Here is a 19,169-nt window from a genome sequence, read left to right on the forward strand (position 1 = left end):
GAAGCCTGGCAAATTCAGGAAATCGTGCTCGGAGAAGGTTTCGCCGCGTCTTCCCTGTACATCTCGCGCACATAAATGAGATGACGCTCGGCAGCCTTGCGTGCCTTTTGCGCGTCGCGCGCGATGAGCGCGTCGTAGATAGCCTGATGCTGGCTCATCAACTGTTTTTCCATCGCGTCGTCGTAATCTATCAGGCGATGGTATTGCCGCATACCTTCGCGAATCAGCGTATGGATGCCGTGCATCACATGGGCGAGCGCGATGTTGTGCGTGGAATCGGCGATGGCGAGGTGGAACGCGGCATCCAGTTCCGCCAGGTTCACACGGTCTTGCGACTGCGAGCCTGCCTTCAACGCTTCGAATGCTTCAGTAATTTTCTGCAGATCGGCCGCCGTGGCGCGCTCCGCGGCGTACACCGTCGAAATCGATTCGAGACCCTGACGCAGTTCGAGAATATCGGCACTGGTGCGCGGGTTTTGCAGCAGCAGTTCGGCGAGCGGCTTGGAGATAATCGGCGCAGTAACGTCGACGACCGTAAAGCCGCCCCGCCCCGACGTTTCGATATACCCGTCCGCTTCCAGCCTGATCAGCGCTTCCCGCAACGACGGCCGCGACACACCGAGCTGCGTGGCGAGATCGCGTTCGGCCGGCAGCCGGTCGCCGGGCATCAGCGCGCCGTCCGAGATCAGCTGCTTGATCTGGTCGGACACCACGTCGGAAAGTCGTTTGCGCGTGAAGGACTGGATCGGGAGAAATGGCATGGGCGGCGCGGGTGAATCCTGGGTTGGCGAAACCGGGTTGGCGAAACCGTAGACAACGGTATGGACGCGCCTTCGAACGAGCGCGCCAAAGTGGAGGAATTATACCGTTCAGCGACTTGCCGCTGCTGATGAGGGCTGGCCCACGCCCGCCGCATAGAAGCTCGCCAGATCACGCTTGAGTGTATGCAACGCGGCATCGTCAAGATAGATCATGTGGCCGGTCGGGTAGTAGGTGATTCGCACGTTGGCGCGCAGCGGCGCATCGATACCCAGATGCGCGAGCGCGTATTCGGTCGCATAGAACGGTGTGGCAAGATCGAAAAAGCCGTTCACCGACATCACGCGCAGTTGCGGATTCTGCCGCATCGCTTCGGCGAGATCGCCCGCCGCATAAGGCACGGACAGGTGTTCCCCCCACCACTCAGTGTGTTTCCAGTCCCACTGCGTCAACGCTTCGTCGTTGAAGACGCGATACTTGTCGGCGGGCGTGAAGTGCAGGTCCTGCGCAAAATGCTGATGAAGCGCGGCATCGAACGCGTTCGACACGCTGCTCACCGATGCATCGAAATCGGGACGCTCGGACACGCCGTCAAATTCAATTCCTTCGAAACGCGCATCGAAACGGCCGACGCTGCGCAACTGATCGCGCAGCAATTGACTGCGAAAGCGCGATGGATAGAGACGCAGACGGCTTCGCTTCACGTAGTCGACGTCAAGCCCGGTGAACTGCGCGACGCGTGCGGCAATCTCGTCGCGCTGCGCGTCAGGCAACGCATCGCCCTGCGCGAGCGCTTGCGCATAGGTCCCACGAGCGAACGCGCGGGCCTCGTCGAGAAAGGCCGGCAGACTGGCCGGCTTCGGAACGATCTTGTCGTGGTACCACGCGATAGCCGCGAAGCTCGGCAAATAGCTTTCGCTCTGGAAATCGAAGCCGGGTGAAAACGCCGAGGAATCGAGCGCCGACGACATCAGGATCACGCCATTGAGCGCGATATTGTTTTGTCCCAACTGATACGCGAGCATCGCGGCGCGCGCGGTGCCGTACGATTCGCCCAGCAGATACTTCGGCGAATTCCAGCGCTGGTTCAATGTCAGGTAGCGATCGATGAATTGCGAAAAGGCGTCGAGGTCTTTGTCGACGCCCCAGAAGTCCTTCCCCGTGCCATGCCCGACGACTCTCGACAGGCCCGCGCCCACGGCATCGATAAAAACCAGATCGGTACTGTCGAGCAGGCTATCGGGGTTGTCGTCGAGCATGTACGGCGCGGGCGGCGTGCTCGCGGGACTCGCCGTACGCACCCGCTTCGGCCCGAACGAGCCGATCATCAGGAACACGGTGCCCGCACCCGGTCCGCCGTTGAAGAGGAAGGTGACGGGGCGCGTCGAAGGACTTTTCGTGGCGACCGTATAGGCGACGTAGAAAACGCTCGCATTGGCCTGGCCGGTCTTGTCGCGCAGCAGCAGGTTGCCGGCCGTCGCCGTGTAGTCGACCTTGCGGCCGTCAAGCCGGATCGAATGCCGGGTCACGGCGGCGCTTTCCGGCGGCACGGGGATCGCCGTGGTCTCGGGTTTGGCGTTGTGCTGCGCTTTGTCTTGCGCTTTGTCTTGCGCTTCGTTCTGGCTGGCGGCGGCCGAGGATGCGTCGTCCAGTTCGGAGGCCGCGCACATCTGACTGAACGCGGCAATGATGGCGAGGACCAGCGCCATCGCCACTAGCGCGGCCGCCATGGATCCTGCCACCAGTGATCGGCGCAACAAGAGATAGAAGCGAAGGGCCATGGGGTTTCCGGCTGCGAGTCGATAGGCGTCGATGTTCCGTTTGTCCAGATTAAGACGAACTCGGCAAACGATTCTTTACGCAAGCAACAAAGACGTCAATCGAAAACCGGCTGCAGCGCGCCCCTTTCCCACGCCGCATTATTTCGGCGTGTTTCAATGAGCAAAACGAAAACACACCGGAACATTAAAGAAAACCGGCCTTAGCCCAGGACCCGCCCCTACCTCGTCGTGTAACCGCCATTGGCAAAGATCGTCTGGCCGGTAATCCACCAGCCGTCTGTCACCAGAAACGTCACCAGCGGCGCAATATCCTGAATCTCCGTGAGCCCGCTGCGCGTCCGCTTGCTCAGTGCCGCAGCACTCGCGTTGTAGGCCGCCGAATCTTTGGTTTCGGCGGGATAGAAAAACGGCGTATCCATCGGCCCGGGCGCCACGCCCACGACCGAAATACCACGCTCGCCGAATTCTTTGGAAGCCGCCCGCGTGAAGTGCTCGATCGGCGCCTTGCTGCCCGCGTAGATCGCATAATACGGCGTGTAGGCGGCCAGCAGCGACGTCACGATCGTGACGATATTGCCGTTGTCGGCAAGCTTCTTGCCTGCTTCCTGCAGAAAGAAAAACGCCGCCTTCGAGTTGATCGCGAAAATTGTGTCGTAGTCGTGCTCGGAGAGCTCGATAATCGGCTTCTTGATGACCATCCCCGTGGTATTCACGGCGATGTCGATCTTTCCGAAGTGGCTCAGTGCTTCGTCGAATAATCGTGTGACGTTTGCAGGTTGCGTCAGATCGCCCTGAATCGCCACGGCTTTCGCGCCGGCGCTCTGGACCGCTGCTACCGTTTCCTCGGCGGCGCCTTTGGTCGCCTCGCTGTTGTAATGGACGACCACGGCAGCGGCTCCGGCGTTTGCGAGTTCACGCGAAATCAATCCGCCGAGATTCTTCGCGCCACCACCGATCAGCGCCACTTTTCCGGTAAGAGAATGGTCCGCCATGACTACCTCCGTACGTTGGGATGGACTCCAAAGTATAGAAGTGCATGGCGCGGCGCATAGGTGAAAATAGAGCGCGTGCGCGTCAACGATTGTCAATTCGGCGATTGTCGACACCGCTCGCTTCAACCGCCGCGCGACGCGCGCCTAAGCGGGTTTCAATCCGCCGACGAATGCGGCAATCCGTTCGCACGCGTCGATCAGGCTCGCTTCGTCAACCACGAAACCCAGCCGGACGAAGCCATTCGCGGTTTCGCCGAATGCGCTGGCGTCGAGCAGCGACACGCCTTGCGCGCGAAACAGTTGCCAGGTGAAATCAACCGTGTCCAGACCCGTGCCGCTAACGTCGACCATCATGAACATGCCGGCTTCCGGCAGCAGGCAACGCAAGCCCGCCACGCGGTGCAAGCGCTCGAACACGACGTCGCGGCGGCGCCGGTAAATCTCGCGCATTTCGGCGACGATCGGCGCCTTGTTCTTCAAGGCCGTCAAGGCGGCCTGCTGGATGAAGCCCGGCAACCCATAGAGCATAGCCAGCGCAAGCCGCCCCATATGTTCGATCAGCGTGGCAGGCCCGATCGCCCAACCCACGCGCCAGCCCGCCATGGCGTGCGATTTCGACAGACTGCCCAGCGTCACCGTGCGCTCCGCCATGCCCGGCAACGCGGCGATGCTGACGTGCTCGCGCTCGAACGTGAGATCGGCATAAACCTCGTCGGACAGCACCCAAAGATCGTGCTCGCAGGCAAGCCGCGCAATGCGCTCGAGGTCGGCGCGGGGCATCACCACGCCAGTAGGATTGCAGGGTGTGGCAAAGAAAATGGCTTGAGTGCGCGGCGTGATCGCCGCCTGGAGCGCATCGCAGTCGAGGTGGAACGCCCGCGCGGGATCGACCGGCACCGGCACGAGCGTGGCGCCCGCGGCGCGCACGCAAGCCTCGTAGGTCAGATACATCGGCTCGGGGACGATCACTTCGTCGCCCGCTTCCAGCAGGCACAGCGATGCGGCGAACACGCCGTTCTGCGCACCCGCCGTCAGGATCACGTTGGCCGCGCTCGCGGCGCAACCGGTGGTGCGCGTGTGTTCTTCGGCAATCGCCACACGCAGCGGGTCACGCCCCGACACGGCGCTGTAATGCGTATCGCCGCCGCGCAACGCCTCGATTGCGCGCTCGACGATCGGCGCGGGCGTGGCGAAGTCGGGGTCGCCCACGCTCAGCACGATCACGTCTTCGCCATTGGCGAGCGCCTGTTGGGCAACACGATGAATTTCCCACGCCGACGTGCGCCTGCCTTGCAAACGCTCGACCAGATTCGAATACTTCATTGACGTACCCCGTTTCGACACGAGCAGCCAATGTAATGGGGCACACGCGAAACGTCCAGATACGAAAAAGAGTCACACGAGCGCCTTGTCTCGCATGACGCTTCGATACAGCCCCGCTTCAACGGGTGCGAAGTACGCTCATACCTCGCGGCGCAGTTCGGCCGGCGGCACCTTCATGAGATGGCGGTATTTCGCGACCGTGCGCCGTGCCACCAGCACACCCTGATCCGCAAGCATCCTGGCGAGCGTCACGTCCGAGAGCGGATCGCGCGTGTTCTCGGCGGCGATCATTTCCTTGAGCAGCGCGCGCACAGCCGCGGCCGAACAGGTGCCGCCGCTTTCCGTACCGAGCTCGCGTGGGAAGAAGTGCTTGAACTCGAAAATGCCGCTCGGCGTGGCCATATATTTGTTGCCGGTCGCGCGCGAGATGGTGGACTCGTGCAGACCGAGTTCTCCGGCCACATCGCGCAGCACCATCGGTTTGAGCGCGATCTCACCGTACTGGAAGAAGGCTTTCTGATGCGCGACGATGCATTCGGCCACGCGTTGAATCGTATCGAAACGCTGCTGCGCATTGCGGATCAGCCAGCGCGCTTCCTGCAATTGCTGCGCGAGTGGCGAGCGGCTTGCACCGGCGGACTGTGCGAACAGCTCGGCATACATGCGATGGATACGCGCGCGCGGCTGCACGGCGGGATTGATCGTCACCACCCACTTGTTGCGTACCTGGCGCACGATCACGTCCGGCACCACGTAGTTATCGTCGGTGCGGCCGTAGCTGTTGCCTGGTTTAGGGTCGAGCTTGCGCACCAGCGCGCAGGCCACCCGCAGTTCCGTGGCGCCGCAGCCGATCTGCTTTTGCAGTTCAGCCTGTTCGCGGCGCGCGAGGCGTTCGAGATGATGCTCGACGATTTGCCGCGCCACATCGCGTCCCGGTGTGTCTGAGGGCAAGGCGTTGACTTGCAGCGACAAACACTCGGACAGCGAGCGCGCGCCAATACCGGGACGATCGAGCGATTGCACGAGGCGCAACGCCACCAGCAATTCCTCTTCGGTCAGTTCGGGTTCGAGATCGACGCTATCCGCAAGATCGCGGAGATCCTGACGCAGATAGCCATCGTCGTCGAGCGCCTCGATGATGAAGCGGACCACTGCGCGGTCACGGTCGTCGAGCCGGTACAGACGCAGCGAGTCGTGCAACTGTTCGCGCAAGGTGGGTTGGGAGCGTGCCCATTCGGCGGGATCGCTGCTGTCGGCGTCGCCGTTCTGGCGCATCGAACCACGGCTGCCGTAGTCGCCCGAAAAATCGCCAGGCATGTCGTCCTGCCCCACGTTTTCCATCGTGTCGCCGCCGCTGGTTTCAACCGGCGACGACGCAGGCTCGGTTGGGGCCACGGTGTCCGTGGCGAGCGTCACGCCCGTGTCTTCGCCCGGCGTGGTGGTGGCGAGCGCGACATCTTCCGTGTCTGTCGAGTCGTACTCGAGGAACGGATTGGTGTCGAGCGCGGTGCGCAACTCCTGCTGGAACTCCAGAGATGACAACTGCAACAGACGCACCGATTGCTGCAGACGCGGCGTGAGTGCGAGAGACTGCCTTGTGCGTAGTTCAATTGACGGCATTGTAGTGAGGTCCCGTTGATCGCTGAGAAAGGGTGCGTGGCCTCGATAGAGCAACTGTCATACCAACTCGCCCAACACACTGTTTTTTCTCAGCTTTGCCGTTTCAGGCCCGCCGTTTGCGTATCCCGCGAAGCCCATTTTTACAAGGACCCGGCAATTTGCGGTCGTGGGGCTTACAGGCCGCCGCATAGCGGGCCGGACCGCCTTTCTCCGCTATTCCTCAGCTAAATACATAAGGCGTAACAGCTTTTCCGGCCATCGGGACAGACGCGCGACGTAAAGTCTCTTTGCGACAAGTACCTCAGCGGCTTTCAGTTTGACGAGCGGTGTTGAAGCACTTCATTGAACCGCCCTCACACGTGGTTCATCACCGGGGATTGCCAGTTCGTTAGCAAGGAGTTCCAGTTTGAGCGGCGCATCGGCGGAGAGCGTTTTCTTTGGAACGACACGACGCCAGGTCCCGTTCGAATCCGGGTTCCGGTAGAACGCGACGATACCCACGTATTCCGTGTCGGGCTGCATCGGCTGCGACACGCTTGCGGAAGCGCCGGGACTGACTACCGTCGCAATGCTGGCCTGCAGATCCTGCGCGAGAATGGTCTTGTCGTTCTTCAGCAGATCGTCATACGATGCCTTGTCGAAGAGCTTGCGATCCTTGAGCTGGTACACACGCACGGCGACTGACGTCGATCGTTTTGCTTCGTCGGGATTGATCGAGGCGCGCGCGGTCAGGTCGACTTTCAGCACTTTGACCTGTTTGTAGAAGACGGCGTGATAGGCACTTGAGGTCGAGTCCGATACTGTCTGCCATGCGCCACATGCGCTGAGCATCAGGCTGGCGGCAAGGAGGGTCACGGTTAAGGTGGTTGAGCGGATGGGCATAGAGGCACTCCAGAATCAGGCAGGCGACGCGAGGAACGGGTTCGGCCCCGGCGCAGGAAACGCTTCATAAGAACCGAGCGCAATGGTGATCAGACGTTCGTCGTCTGAAGGCAGCACGGTGGTCCAGGCAAGACGCGGCGCCGGACCTTCGTGCGCCACGCCGATTTTCGGCGGGGGGGCGATTCGCGACGACACTTCCATGCGCAGGAACACGTCGGCCTTGGTGCCCGCGTACAGGCGGATAAAGGCCATCAGCTCGCGGTGCAGCCACGCTCCGGGCAACAGGTCGTGGGCCTGTTGTGCACTCGCCGGCCGCAATGTCACGCGGGCGGCGCGGCTCCGATACGTGAGGCGCGTGCCGAGCACATAGCCGCCACCGAGACCACGGCGCCTGCCATCACCCTGTGCGCCGTCGGCACGGCTCGCAGACGTGAGCGGTTGCGGCCTTCCGGCGCCCTTGAGCGTCGGGAAGAACTCGTCAACACGAACATCGACACCGGGCGCGGCCAGTGCGACGACTCCGGCAAGACCTTCGGGCGTGCGCGTGCGCTGGATCAGCAGCCCCAGCAGCGCCAGTACACGCGAGTCGGGCAAGCCGGCGCGCGCGGGCTTCTCACCCCAGCCGAAACCCGCCAGCGACAGCAGCTTGCGCGAATGCGCGTCGGTGCCGCCTGGACGAAAGCCGATCGGATAGCGGTACTTTTTCCATGCGCGATACAGCAGCGTGACAAACCGGTGATTGAATTGGTCGAGAAACGCTTCAAGCGCTTCGTGTCCTTCCGTTCGCAGCACGATGTCGTCGATCATGTGCGAGGGCATGGCTGCGTCCACGCCGTACAGGCCCATGAACGTCGTGTACACGGTCGGCGGGGCGTTGGGTCCGTTGGGTCGGTTCGTGACGCCCTCCTCCCCAAACTCGACCGAGGCGATTTCGCCGGCTGGAAAACCAACGCAAGCGCGCGGACGGAATCTCACGGGCTCGTGTTCGGGCGTGTCCCGCGTACCCAAGCCGGGGCGTTCAGGTACGCGCACTTCGAGCAAATAGCATAACTGCATGAAGTTCATCATCGGCGCGCGTGCGAGCAGCGATGCGACCAGCGGCTCCAGGTTGGGTAGCGCTCTCGAGTTCATAGCGGCGAGCGCAGCGCCTTGCTGCGCGGCCATTCAGTGCGTTGCTGCGATGGCAGGCTCACGATTGCGAGCTTCGTGAACAGGTTGATTTCCGCGTACAGCGCGAAGAACCGGTGCAGCAGTTCACCGAACAGCATCACGTCGCCTTCTCCCGCGAATGCGTGAGCGTCGAGCGTGACCTCGATCAGCACACCCCGTTCGACCGAACCGCCCGACACCTCTTCAAGCAGTTCCTCCGAGACGTGCAGGATGCCCGCGAGGCGGCGACGGTTCAGCTCGTCGTTGGTCCAGTCATAGAGCGCCAGGGCACCGCGCAGCACTTCCGCGTTCATCATCGACAGGAAGTTCGGCGCGAGGTGCGAGAGCACGCGCCACTGGAAGCGGTCGCCGGTGGGCGGATAGAGCGGCAACGTCGGCGCCGCCCGATTGCGCACGGCCGACACGTTCGGCGTGCTCTCGCACAGCTCGTTGATGTTCGCTTCGCGCAGGCCCTTTCTCGGCAGCATGCCGTTCGTGCCTGTCACGCGTAGCGACAGGTTTTCCGCTGGCAGATCCTCCATCGACCCCCACGCGTGGCCGCCGAGGATGACCCACGTGTCATGCAGGCCCGTCACACCCTGCCTCACACGTGTATGGAAGTACCGCTCCGGTGCCTCATGGCGCAACATTCCGCCGCGGTGCCGGAACGTCGCGAACGGGACATATTCGTAACGCTCAGCGTTGGCATGATCGAACGACTCGATCGCGTCGACCGAGTAGGTTTCGACGTTGGCCCCCTGGTGGCCCGCGGCCACGACCCGGTATTCCGTCTCGTGATGATTGACGTCGATCGGCTCGGCGTCGAGCGGAAACAGGTTGATGACCGGCGTGCAGAAGAGCCGCACATTCTCCGCCGTGAAGCGCTGGTCGGACGGATAACCGTGCTTGAGCAGGATTTCCAGTTCGAAGCTGAACACATTCGCCGGCAGGTTTGCCGCATCCAGACCGCACAGGTCAACGAAAAGGAATTTTTCTCGGAACGTGAAGTATTCGAGCAGCAACTGGTAACCCGAGAAGGCGGCTTCGGCTTTTGGCCACAGACGTTCTTCAGTGGTAAAGCCAGCGGGTTCGATGGTCACGCCTTCGAGCAGACGTGCTTCGCCGGGCGCCCGGTCCTGCTGTGCCTCCGGAATACGCCATGAAACGGACTCCACCTGGCGGGTGAGCGCGAGGTGCATCGCGAACGCCGTCGGCAGATCCGCGTTCAGGTATAGGCTCAGTCTCGACAGATCGGTGGCGTCACGCCGCGCCGAGTGATCGATCTCGAAGTGCAGCCGGATGACCGAGTGGCCGTCGTGACGAACGTCCGGCCCTGCACGCGTAAGGCGCACCGGCTGGAGCGCCACGGGCTGCGTCGTGCGGTAGAGGCATTGCACCGTCTTTGGTGTCGTGCCTTCCATGCCAGGCGGCAGCGGCGTCACGATCGGCGCTGAGCGCACCGGTACGCCGGCGGGCACCGTTTCGGTCTTCTGCAGCTTTTCGTCGAGCGGAAATAGCTCCACGATCGACAGCGACGGAATCATGCGCAGGTAGTGCGGCCACAGCAGACTCACCAGCCCCTCGGTCAGTTCCGGCAGTTCGTCGTCGAGTTTCTGCTGCAAGCGCCCCGTCAGGAACGCGAAGCCTTCGTACAGGCGCTCGACGGATGGATCGCGATCGCCCACGCGATCGAGGTTGAGCATGCGTGCGCGGTCGGGATGCGCCTGCGCAAATTCCTTGCCGGACTCGCGCAGGTAGCGCATCTGGGCTTCGTAGTAATGCAGGGTTGAATCGTCGTGGTCCATGGAAACTCGTTGTGGTTATAGCGCCAGGGTTCGCGCGGGGTCGAGCACCGTCAGCTCGCCCTGGAGTTGGTCGATGCGGCGGGCGAGCGTGGGCCTGTCCGCATCCTTGCGCTGGCTCATTGCCTTGAGCACCTTGATCAGCTGGACCTTCACCTCGAAGGCGAGTGCGGGCTCCCAGCGCACGAGCGGCACGGTTTGCGTAGCGGCATCGAGCTCGGCGAGCAGCGGCAAGGCGGCATCGGTGCGGCCCGCGTGATCGGCGAGGCGCGCCATGACGAAACGTTGCAGATAGCGCTGGCGTTCGGTCCTGACGCCGGGCAGGGATTCCAGCCACGCAAACGCGGCTTCCAAGCTCTGGCTTGAGGCGATGTCACGCGCCTGCGCCTCGATCTCGGGCCAGTCGCCAGTCGCGCCATCGTCGCTATCGGCCGAGACCGGCAACGGCACGACCGTCTCGCCCGCTTCGAGGTCGCGTACAACCGCGTGCCGCGCGATCCATTCGAGCGTGGCGTCGTCCGCGAATGGTGTGCCGTCGTTGAATGCGAGCCGTTCGATGCCAGGCAGACGTTCGAGGAAGAGCGCGAAGTCGGCCCGCAGCAATTCGCGCCACGCGTTGTAGGGTGCGCCGACATGGTCGAGTGCGACATGCTGGAAGTACTGCAAGTCGAACCACAGATGATTCACGCCTTCCATGAAGGCGCCTTCTACGCGTTCGAGCAGTTCGCGCCAGTGTTTTTGCAACACGAGCCGCTTCATCTGCTGGCGCAGTTCGGCGCGCGGCGCGAGGAGACGCGTGCGGAACTGTGCGTCGGCGGGCGGCACCTCGTGCAGCGTGTCCCAGCGCACGCTGCGCACGAGACGCACCGACGGCAGATAGCCGTTTTCCTGATCGCGCAGCCACGTCGCCATCGTGCGCGCCTGGTCCAGCAGATCGCGCGTTGAAGACACGGCGCCGGTTGCTTTACCGGTGGCACCTTGCGATGCATGCAGCGTCGAGTCCGCTTCCTGATCGGCGCCGCGCGGCGACTCGCCGCTGCGTTCAAAGCGTGCGACGAGCGGTTGCAGGTTCGGGCGCGCCGCTTCGGGCCACGCGTCGGTACGCGTGACGAGCAGGTTGAGCGCGGCGATCGCGCGCTCAAGGTCCGCCGGCGCGAACTCGCCCCGGCTTTCGAGCAGATCGACCATGCGCGTGGTCGCGAGTATTTCAAGCGCTCCCTTCTTCGTTTCGGCACGCGCCGGCAGGAGCGCAACGCCGAACCGGTCGACCAGCGCCGCGATCAGCTCCAGCCCGTCCGCAAAACCGGCCGGACCGTCCTGGCGCAATCGCGCGAACGCGTAGTAGCCGGCCACGCGCAGATCCTTGCCCGTGTCCCTGATCAGTTGCTCGCATGAACGCACGATCAGGGCGTCATCGATGCCCGTGAGCTTCGCGGCTTCATCCTTCAGTTCGAAGAACGCATCTTCGTAGCCGGGATCGCGACCGCAGGGATGTTCGCCTGGAACTGGCACGAGCCACGACGACCAGACGTCGGCTCGTGCGGGAGGTAACGGAGGAGCCGGGTTCGTGCCCAGCAGATTTTTGACGAAATGAGTAAGCACCGGTTGACCTCAATAAACAAATGCATTGGCCAGCAGGCGATTCACACTGGTCACCCCCGCTTTCAGCCTGCCGGGCTGGGGCGGTTTCGAATCGGACAGCGGCCTGCCCTCACTGGATTCCGTCGACGTCACCTTCTCCTCGCCTGCTGTGGGCTTCGCCCGGCTTTCCGTGGCTTTACTCGTGACTGGATGGGGCTGCGTTGGCGCACTGGCCGCTGCTGTCTGACGGGAGCTTGCATCCATGGAAACGTCTTTATCATTGCCGGTCGCCCGGCTGCTGCCGTCTGGCCAACCAGAGGGAAGCGGCACCTCCGCAAGCCTAGCGGATTCCAGCATCGCTGCCGGCAATGGCGGAGGCCCGCCAAGCGCCTGCTTCTGGGCGCGCTGCGACGAACCCGTCAGGAAAATCCGCTGCGGCAGGGAAAAGTGCCGGAGGGCGAGCATGTCGAGCGGCCCCGCCCCAGCCTCACTGCGCAGTTGTACCTTCAGTGGGATGCCGAGACTCTGGTCGGGCGTCCAGGCAAGCAGATAGCGTGCGTTGTCCTGCGGCGTGACCGTCGCGCGCTCGAGTAGCCGGATCAGTCCGAACCGGCCCTGCGTATCGAGGGCCGATCGCAGCCCGCCTTCCTGCGTCTGCCATTCGATGCGCGAGATGTTCTCCAGCGTGTCGCCCGGCCAGATAAACGGCGTCCACTCTTCCTTCTGATTGAAGTAATGCAGTTCCCTGCCCGACAGCACGAACTTCATGTCGGTGACGCCCGGTGTCGGCACTGCGCGCAGCTCGAAACGCACGCGCGCATCGCCAGAGGGGAAGAGCGAGGTCGAAACACGCATGAGCGTGTTCAACGCGGTGAGGAAGCTGGGGTCGATCGTCAGCGAGTTATTACCGGACCCCTGCGCGGGGACCCAGCGGTCGCCCTGGCGCTCGACGACGCCCGCCAGTTGCGCAGTCACGAACTGGGTAATCACGCCGCTGTCGAGGCGCATGAAGCGGGCCATTTCCGGTAGCGATGCGTCGTTGTCGGAGTCGGCGAACGGATAGCGGCCACCGAAGTTCCGGTTCCAGTCGGCGAGAATGCCGGTGCGCCACGTCTCGTTCAGGCTCGATGCCGCCGGCTGCAGCACGACCTGCCAGGTCTGGTCGAGCGGCTGCTGGAACAGGTCACCGAAGCCCGCCCATTGCTGGCCGAGGCTCGCGGCCACCCGGCTCGCGTAGTCGCGGCTGTCGGCGATATCCGAGGTCTTGCCTTGCAGCACGGCCTGTGCTGCCGCGCGCGACATCGCGTCCGGATCATTGCCCATCATGATTTGCTGTAGCTTCAGGCGCATTGCGATAACGCGTTCCATGTAGCGTGGCACGCTGAGCTCGCTCGTGGCGGCTGATTGTGCTGCGGCGTTGCTATTGCCTGCGGTATTGCCCGTATTGGCCAGATCGCTGCCGGCTAGACGCAGGAGCGGGCCGAATGCGGACGCGAGCGGCGCGGTGTTCTGCGGCTGGGTTGCCTTCGTTGGGTCCCTCTCGGCAGCACCAACCAGTTGCTGCGCCTTGTTGATCAGCGTGTCGGACAACGAGTGCGTGGTCGCACCCGCGCCTGCCTGATACACGACCACATTCATCAGCGCTGCGAGCGGCGAACGCTGGGGATCGGCAAGCAGCGTCAACTGGTCGACGGTGCCCGAGAGCGTCGTGGCGGGTTGCCAGCGCACACTGTTGAGGAACTGCTCCCAGGCGCGGGTGTAGTCGTCGAAGTAGCGCTGTTGTAGTTCGGCTTTCAGCGATGAGGTTGGTGTCGCGCTGGTTCGGGCGTCCCCCAAGGTGACTTCCTTCGGGGCGTCTGATAGTACCCAGTCGGCGGCGACGCTGTTCTGTTCGCTTGCCTCATCAATCGCCTTCGAAATCCGCTCGTCCCATGCCGCGCGCGTGAAAACGCCCGGCACGGTCGACGTCGTGTTGAACAGTCCGCGGCTGCTCGTGTCTCCGAGGAGTGTCGCGAGCGACACCGGCGGATACTTGGGCTTTGCGTCGTCGACGATCTGCTGATAGAGCGTTTCGGTCGAGTTCTGGATGCCTCTCACGCCGATCACCGTCTGCCGCGTTGCATTGACAAGTCCTGCGTCCGGGATGATCGCGAGCGACGACGAGCTGTTGGCCGCCACGCGTTGTCCGAGATGGTTCGCGTAGAACGCGGCCTGATGCTGGCGCAAGTCCTGCCATGCTCCTTCACTCAGGGTCGAGCTGACCGGGTGGACGGGCGCTCCGGTTGCGAACAGTTGGGGCGTGAGGAACTTCGCTTCGGCGTGCTGAGGTTTCGCGAGCATCAGGTATGTTTTTAGCGTGTCGTACGCCGACTTGATCTGTGCATTCCCGCCGCTTGCTATTTCCGCATCAGATAGCGAGGCCAGTTGCCGCAGGCGTTCCTCGAGCTTTGCGCGGATCGGGGCGACAACGATTCGGGCGGCCGCACTTTCGTAGGCTGGCCACAGCGCCGCGAAGAGTTCTGCGTCGCGGTTGAGGCCGAAACGCGTGGTCCACGGTGCGCCGTCGTGCTGACGGACTTCCAGCGTGTCGAGCTGCTTTTGCAGGACGTCCAGGGTCAGGGCGGCCTGTGTGGGGTCCTGTGCGGTGGAAAGTGTTGCCGTTGTGTTCGCCGCCGCCTGGATCGTCGCGCGATTCGTGAAGCCCGAAAGCATGGTGCCGGTGATCCAAAGGCCAGTCAGCGTCGTGGCGAGCCACGCTGCGGTCGTCGAGAACGAGAAGCCGACGCGGCGGCCGTGGATGCGGCGGCTGTGGTTGGCGACTGTCTGCCAGACCGTACGTTGCCGCATAGGATCGACTGCAACGTCGTTATCGGCTGCAACGTCATCCTTCGCGGCCTCTGGAACCGCTGCAGCGCGCTCCTTGAAAAGCGGCGTGAAAAGCACGCCATGAATCGCGCTGCGCCAGATACGCGACTGGCCGACCTGGCTCACAAGATCCGACAGTGCGCTACCGTATTGCGCGATGTGGTGGGACAGTTCGGCGCGGTAACGGTCTGTCGCATCTTTCGTGAGACGCACGACACCGGCATCGGCGAGATCGTCGGAGACTCCACGCAGTGAGGCGATAACGTCGCCCGATTCAAACCGTGAGTTCGCCCACGTGCAGCCGATCGCCTCGTCCGGCTCGGACGCATCGCTGCCGGCCTCCGTCAAGTTGAGCAGATACGCCGGAGCAGCCCAGCGCAACGCACGGGCGTGGCGAACCAGACGCTTGGCGGTGCTTTCCGCGTCGAAGGGCCGATTGCCTGAGGTATGGGTCGGCACCACTGCCACGATGGCATCGACCGGCCGCCGGCGCCGCAGGCGACGGATCTGATCGAGCCAGACGGTACTCAGTTGGTCGCCGGTCTGCCTCGCGTAAAGCAGGATAGTGTCGCCCGAGATCGTGAAGCCGTCTTGCACGAGAGGGGGTGCCAGGCGCTTGACGATCGCCTCATCCCCAGCAACAACTACCCACCGATCCCGGTATTGCCAGCGCCAACCATGACGCTCGCGAAGCGCATTGCGCAGCGCATCGGGTCGCCCCAGATCCCCATCTTGCGACGGCGTAGCTTCTCCAGCGCCACCGCGAGCTTGTCGCTTCCAATCGTAGTGCGCGAGCCACCTTGCCGCACGCATCGAGGCAATCCACAACACAACCGCCTCGAAGTACTTCACGAGAATAACGGATATAAGCAGGCCCGAAAACAGACACAGTTCGATAATGATTCGTGTATCGCGCGACCATCCCTGCCCGGGTCCCTCGACCCAAACGGCGATGCCCAATGCAAAGAAAACGATAGCAATTGCGATACCGATGTAGAGCGGTACAGGCAGTGGTTTGTGTTCACTCATATTTGCTTTCTGCACACGAGGGCAATCATGTCACAGCCCTCCTGGGTAAGGACGAGTTGCGGATCGTCGGTGAGCGACGCGTGTTCCGCGGCCAGGGCCGTTGCCAGCCAGCTACCCGCGCCGTCACACGTTCCAACCGTCGCGCCAAGGTCAACCCATCGCGTTTGCTCGCCGAACTTAAGCGATGATTTGATCGAACGCACGACCTCATCAGCGAGCGCGTGGCTCCACACCGTCTTGATCTCTGTTGAATCGGCCTGCCCCCAGCGCGTGGCAAGTTCGAGTGCCGTGCCAACCACGTCTGACGATTTGATAGCCGGGCGATGCAGGCGTAGCGATGTAGTCCCGCTTGCAGGCGTGTTCTGGACGATGCGAGGGCGGCCCAGCAGCAGCGCAACGCCTGTCTCGGCAACGCCGTCCTGTAACCGTTCACTAACCGCTCGACGCAACTGGATCGCGATCAGCAAATGCGCCTCGCCCGGCTTCAGGTCGTCGTGCCAGGCGTCCGCTTGAAAGAGCGACGGGTGCTCTCCACTTGCATTGACGGTCACTCGCGAAGCCGGTGCCTTGGCCAAAATCAGTTCCTGCACGCGGAAGCGCACATCCGCCAAGTCCAGTTCCGACCGTATGCGCAAATCGACCTGAAGATCGGTGCGACCAGGCAGCGCGGCCAGCTCGGTAGTAATCCTGTCAACTAACCTGTTCAGGAGCCAGTCGAACACCACCCGATGACGTGCGTGCTCGGTCAGTTCATTTCCCGCATAGAACGGCTTTTCAGGGATTTCCAGCCACCGTGCCTTGACATCGAGCCCCCGTACTGCCCGGCTGGATCGAGCGACCATCTGCACACTACCGTTGACCAGTCCCTCGATGCCGTTCTCCTTATCATCACTGGAGAAACACCACGCGTGCCCGAGCACCGCGAGAGGTGCGCTGGCCAGTTCGTGGCATTTCCGTTCTTCATCGTCGCCGATGCGATTGTTCGCAATGGCTCCGCTGCGTCGGGCGTACGCATAGCCGAGATAGCAGCAAAGCAGGAATGCCCACGCAAAAATCGGATAGCCGATGACGCAGAACCAGAACCACGCGCTGTTCGTCGGCCTTCCTGCGGGCCACAAAAAAATCGCCACAGCCGCGCCCAGGCACATCACCACGCCGAGCAGGAAAGCCCAGAGAAGTTTCGATGGTCGCGGAGGCTCCGGCACCGGGACCCGTGGCGGCACCCTTCCAAAGTCGATTGGCATCTAGCGAACCGTCGCCCCGTCCGATGTAGCAATGAGGAAGCTGCCGCATTGAGTTCGATCGCCATCACGCGACACTGGGACGCCAGCGTCTGTCATGCTGGTGCCGCCCTCGATAATTTCGTTGTTGCCGTGGATCGGGCACGACACGATGTCGCCAATCCGTGCCGCCCGGCGACCCTTGATCTTGATGCGGTCGGAACCGCTGAGGATCTTTCCGCCGTGGCTCGTGCTATCGCCTTCGTATGCTAGTTTTTTCATAACGTTGATTACCAGTGTGTTATATCTGAGAAGCGAATCATTTACGTAACACATGACCATTCGCTTGCTCAAAATCGATTTTCATCTATTCATCGCATGGTTCATCCATCGAAGTGGCCAGGTCGCTTCTCACAATGTGCATTTTTGTTTTTGCGATCCAGGCTCGACGAGTCATACGGCCACGCTTTTCGACACGACCACTAAGGCGCCAGTCTATTTCTTTGCCTGCGCGTCAATATTAAACGCACTGCACATTAACCACATCTCCAATGGTTTTGCGCCTCCAGAGTGGTGGACTTGACACCATCCCGCTGTAGCTTTGTCAACAGTGGCTCGATCTCCTCGAATCATGTATTTTTTTGTCTTACTTCTAACATTAGGACCGTCAAACAGATAGCTTTTATCTTTCAATCTAACAGAAATAAATCCGTCCCTATTCATCAGCAAGGCGAAAGGAGAACCCATTGCCTGCTGGACATCCCTTCTTGACTGGTAAGGGAATTTATAAGTTACTCTTCGTCCATCCGACAGCCAGCTGTAATCGGCCCCAAACCAATCAGAAGCGCGCTCATCACGACGCAGGGTGTGCCCGATCGGGTCAAAGACAGAAACCGAGTAAAATTTACCCGACGAATTTGACTCTACAAGGGATTCTCGTACTTCCAGGGAATGGATCACAAAGATTTTTTCTTGCTGATCGTGACCAACACTCGACGAAAATGCGTCAATAATCTCACCTGGTGTATTGTCAAAAAGGAGACCCCGGCCTCCCGCCTTCACTGGGACATTTTCATTGAAAATATAATACAAAGAAATCGCATCGGCACTGATCTGCGTCTTGGTCCCAGGGTCCAAGACTGGCTCCTGAACAAAGCAGATAGTTCCGTTCTTTATCCTCAGCGGCGGATAACTTTCCTGGCCATGGATATCGGCACATGTGCTCTCGGCATATACCGAACCACTTATAAGTGCGATCGCCAGAAAAAACCAGCACTTAATCATCAGTACCCCCCGACGAAAAATATTGATTGAATATAGAAGAAATTTCCCTTTTGAACTGCCGTTGTCCTGCCGATGTGCCGGTTGAAATCGTCGGTGCCGACGACACGACTGGATTTTGCACAAAATCTTGTTGTCGTCTCAATGAAATCACTTGTAGCCCCATTCGAGGAGCTGACGTTTTACAGCTGGTGCGTTCTTATATTTGTATGTTACAGACTGTCCTTCGCGCGTACCGTCGAAGCCAACGCCGAAGCGTTTGGTCAGTCCGGTATCCTGCTGCAACTTCAGCAACGTCCCGCGTTTCTCGATCCGTTCGTCGTAGGCAAACACCTGATAAATGCTTCCCCCAGTTCCTATAGATGGACTGTCAGCAGCCCAAGTCACTATGATAAAAAGTTTCTTCGGCTTTTTACCATTCACGAATACGCTCTTGATTTCCGGAGTAACCCCGCCCTCCGCCTCATACACATCAACGAAAACACTGCCTGCTGCTCTAACACGCGTTATATATGCCCCTACGCCTTCGCCATCCTGGCTCTGCTCCGAACGGAACTCTATGCTCGCCCCATCACCCAAAAACGGAATGCGGTAACTCTGTTGTCCAGCTGCGCTCGATACACCGGAGCAGAAAGTGGTGAGACTCAAACTCAGAATGAACACTCGCACAACAGTTGTTAAAACATTTTTTATCATTGATCACCTGCCACACTCTGAAACTGATCAGCCAATGCTACTTTGAAGATGCACTTATACATTTCAACAGCGATCTTTCTCGAGGCAAAAAACTCTTTTTCATGATTTGTCTCGCATAAGTCCGAGGTGCCGCAGTTCGTTACGAAGGGCATTCCCTGAAATTAAAGTTCGACTATTTCGAACCTATGC

Annotated in this window: 14 protein-coding genes; all 14 read right to left on the reverse strand. The window is 61.2% G+C overall.

Features of this window, described 5'->3' with window-relative positions; translation table 11 throughout:
• Window positions 1–14: 14 nt before the first annotated feature.
• The 14 genes from KHO23_RS08655 to KHO23_RS08720 all read right to left on the reverse strand — a co-directional run bounded on the left by KHO23_RS08655 (window position 15) and on the right by KHO23_RS08720 (window position 18,980).
• Complete coding sequence (locus tag KHO23_RS08655) at window positions 15–761, reverse strand: FadR/GntR family transcriptional regulator (protein ID WP_211610590.1); 747 nt, start codon at window positions 759–761, stop codon at window positions 15–17.
• A 108-nt stretch (window positions 762–869) separates the two neighbouring features.
• Window positions 870–2,540 (reverse strand): S10 family peptidase, encoded by a 1,671-nt coding sequence (locus KHO23_RS08660; protein WP_211610591.1) that lies wholly within the window; start codon window positions 2,538–2,540, stop codon window positions 870–872.
• A gap of 218 nt (window positions 2,541–2,758) precedes the next feature.
• A complete protein-coding gene (locus KHO23_RS08665; RefSeq protein ID WP_211610592.1) occupies window positions 2,759–3,532 on the reverse strand; it encodes an SDR family oxidoreductase in 774 nt (257 codons plus the stop codon).
• 144 nt (window positions 3,533–3,676) lie between these two features.
• Window positions 3,677–4,855, reverse strand: a complete 1,179-nt coding sequence (locus KHO23_RS08670; protein WP_211610593.1) for a pyridoxal phosphate-dependent aminotransferase — start codon at window positions 4,853–4,855, stop codon at window positions 3,677–3,679.
• A gap of 138 nt (window positions 4,856–4,993) precedes the next feature.
• Window positions 4,994–6,475, reverse strand: a complete 1,482-nt coding sequence (locus KHO23_RS08675; RefSeq protein WP_211610594.1) for an RNA polymerase factor sigma-54 — start codon at window positions 6,473–6,475, stop codon at window positions 4,994–4,996.
• 339 nt (window positions 6,476–6,814) lie between these two features.
• Complete coding sequence (gene tssJ / locus KHO23_RS08680) at window positions 6,815–7,357, reverse strand: type VI secretion system lipoprotein TssJ (RefSeq protein WP_211610595.1); 543 nt, start codon at window positions 7,355–7,357, stop codon at window positions 6,815–6,817.
• A 15-nt stretch (window positions 7,358–7,372) separates the two neighbouring features.
• Window positions 7,373–8,488 (reverse strand): type VI secretion system baseplate subunit TssG, encoded by a 1,116-nt coding sequence (gene tssG / locus KHO23_RS08685; RefSeq protein ID WP_407946041.1) that lies wholly within the window; start codon window positions 8,486–8,488, stop codon window positions 7,373–7,375.
• A complete protein-coding gene (gene tssF, locus KHO23_RS08690; RefSeq protein ID WP_211610597.1) occupies window positions 8,485–10,311 on the reverse strand; it encodes a type VI secretion system baseplate subunit TssF in 1,827 nt (608 codons plus the stop codon). Before tssF ends, tssG begins: the two co-directional genes overlap by 4 nt.
• Window positions 10,312–10,326: 15 nt before the next feature.
• Window positions 10,327–11,886: a type VI secretion system protein TssA gene (tssA, locus tag KHO23_RS08695; protein WP_236066767.1), complete on the reverse strand. Its 1,560-nt coding sequence runs from the start codon at window positions 11,884–11,886 to the stop codon at window positions 10,327–10,329.
• 33 nt (window positions 11,887–11,919) lie between these two features.
• Entirely contained in the window at window positions 11,920–15,783 is a 3,864-nt protein-coding gene (locus KHO23_RS08700; protein ID WP_211610599.1) for an ImcF-related family protein, read from the reverse strand.
• Window positions 15,780–17,027 (reverse strand): hypothetical protein, encoded by a 1,248-nt coding sequence (locus KHO23_RS08705; RefSeq protein ID WP_211610600.1) that lies wholly within the window; start codon window positions 17,025–17,027, stop codon window positions 15,780–15,782. Before KHO23_RS08705 ends, KHO23_RS08700 begins: the two co-directional genes overlap by 4 nt.
• Window positions 17,028–17,285 (reverse strand): PAAR domain-containing protein, encoded by a 258-nt coding sequence (locus tag KHO23_RS08710; RefSeq protein ID WP_211610601.1) that lies wholly within the window; start codon window positions 17,283–17,285, stop codon window positions 17,028–17,030.
• Window positions 17,286–17,498: 213 nt separating this feature from the next.
• Complete coding sequence (locus tag KHO23_RS08715) at window positions 17,499–18,287, reverse strand: hypothetical protein (protein WP_211610602.1); 789 nt, start codon at window positions 18,285–18,287, stop codon at window positions 17,499–17,501.
• A gap of 147 nt (window positions 18,288–18,434) precedes the next feature.
• Window positions 18,435–18,980, reverse strand: coding sequence for a hypothetical protein (locus KHO23_RS08720; protein ID WP_211610603.1), 546 nt, complete (start codon window positions 18,978–18,980; stop codon window positions 18,435–18,437).
• Between the last annotated feature and the right edge of the window lie 189 nt (window positions 18,981–19,169).

It is taken from the genome of Paraburkholderia haematera (assembly GCF_905220975.1).
In the GTDB taxonomy this organism is placed as follows: Bacteria; Pseudomonadota; Gammaproteobacteria; order Burkholderiales; family Burkholderiaceae; genus Paraburkholderia; species Paraburkholderia haematera.

Excerpts from the sequence above, each read along its gene's own strand:
- KHO23_RS08700 (WP_211610599.1), bottom strand. The coding sequence starts at position 15,783 with ATGAGTGAACACAAACCACTGCCTGTACCGCTCTACATCGGTATCGCA.
- tssG (WP_407946041.1), bottom strand. The coding sequence starts at position 8,488 with ATGAACTCGAGAGCGCTACCCAACCTGGAGCCGCTGGTCGCATCGCTG.
- KHO23_RS08710 (WP_211610601.1), bottom strand. The coding sequence starts at position 17,285 with ATGAAAAAACTAGCATACGAAGGCGATAGCACGAGCCACGGCGGAAAG.
- KHO23_RS08675 (WP_211610594.1), bottom strand. The coding sequence starts at position 6,475 with ATGCCGTCAATTGAACTACGCACAAGGCAGTCTCTCGCACTCACGCCG.
- KHO23_RS08705 (WP_211610600.1), bottom strand. The coding sequence starts at position 17,027 with ATGCCAATCGACTTTGGAAGGGTGCCGCCACGGGTCCCGGTGCCGGAG.
- KHO23_RS08655 (WP_211610590.1), bottom strand. The coding sequence starts at position 761 with ATGCCATTTCTCCCGATCCAGTCCTTCACGCGCAAACGACTTTCCGAC.
- tssF (WP_211610597.1), bottom strand. The coding sequence starts at position 10,311 with ATGGACCACGACGATTCAACCCTGCATTACTACGAAGCCCAGATGCGC.
- KHO23_RS08720 (WP_211610603.1), bottom strand. The coding sequence starts at position 18,980 with ATGATAAAAAATGTTTTAACAACTGTTGTGCGAGTGTTCATTCTGAGT.
- tssJ (WP_211610595.1), bottom strand. The coding sequence starts at position 7,357 with ATGCCCATCCGCTCAACCACCTTAACCGTGACCCTCCTTGCCGCCAGC.
- KHO23_RS08665 (WP_211610592.1), bottom strand. The coding sequence starts at position 3,532 with ATGGCGGACCATTCTCTTACCGGAAAAGTGGCGCTGATCGGTGGTGGC.
- KHO23_RS08670 (WP_211610593.1), bottom strand. The coding sequence starts at position 4,855 with ATGAAGTATTCGAATCTGGTCGAGCGTTTGCAAGGCAGGCGCACGTCG.
- KHO23_RS08660 (WP_211610591.1), bottom strand. The coding sequence starts at position 2,540 with ATGGCCCTTCGCTTCTATCTCTTGTTGCGCCGATCACTGGTGGCAGGA.
- KHO23_RS08715 (WP_211610602.1), bottom strand. The coding sequence starts at position 18,287 with ATGATTAAGTGCTGGTTTTTTCTGGCGATCGCACTTATAAGTGGTTCG.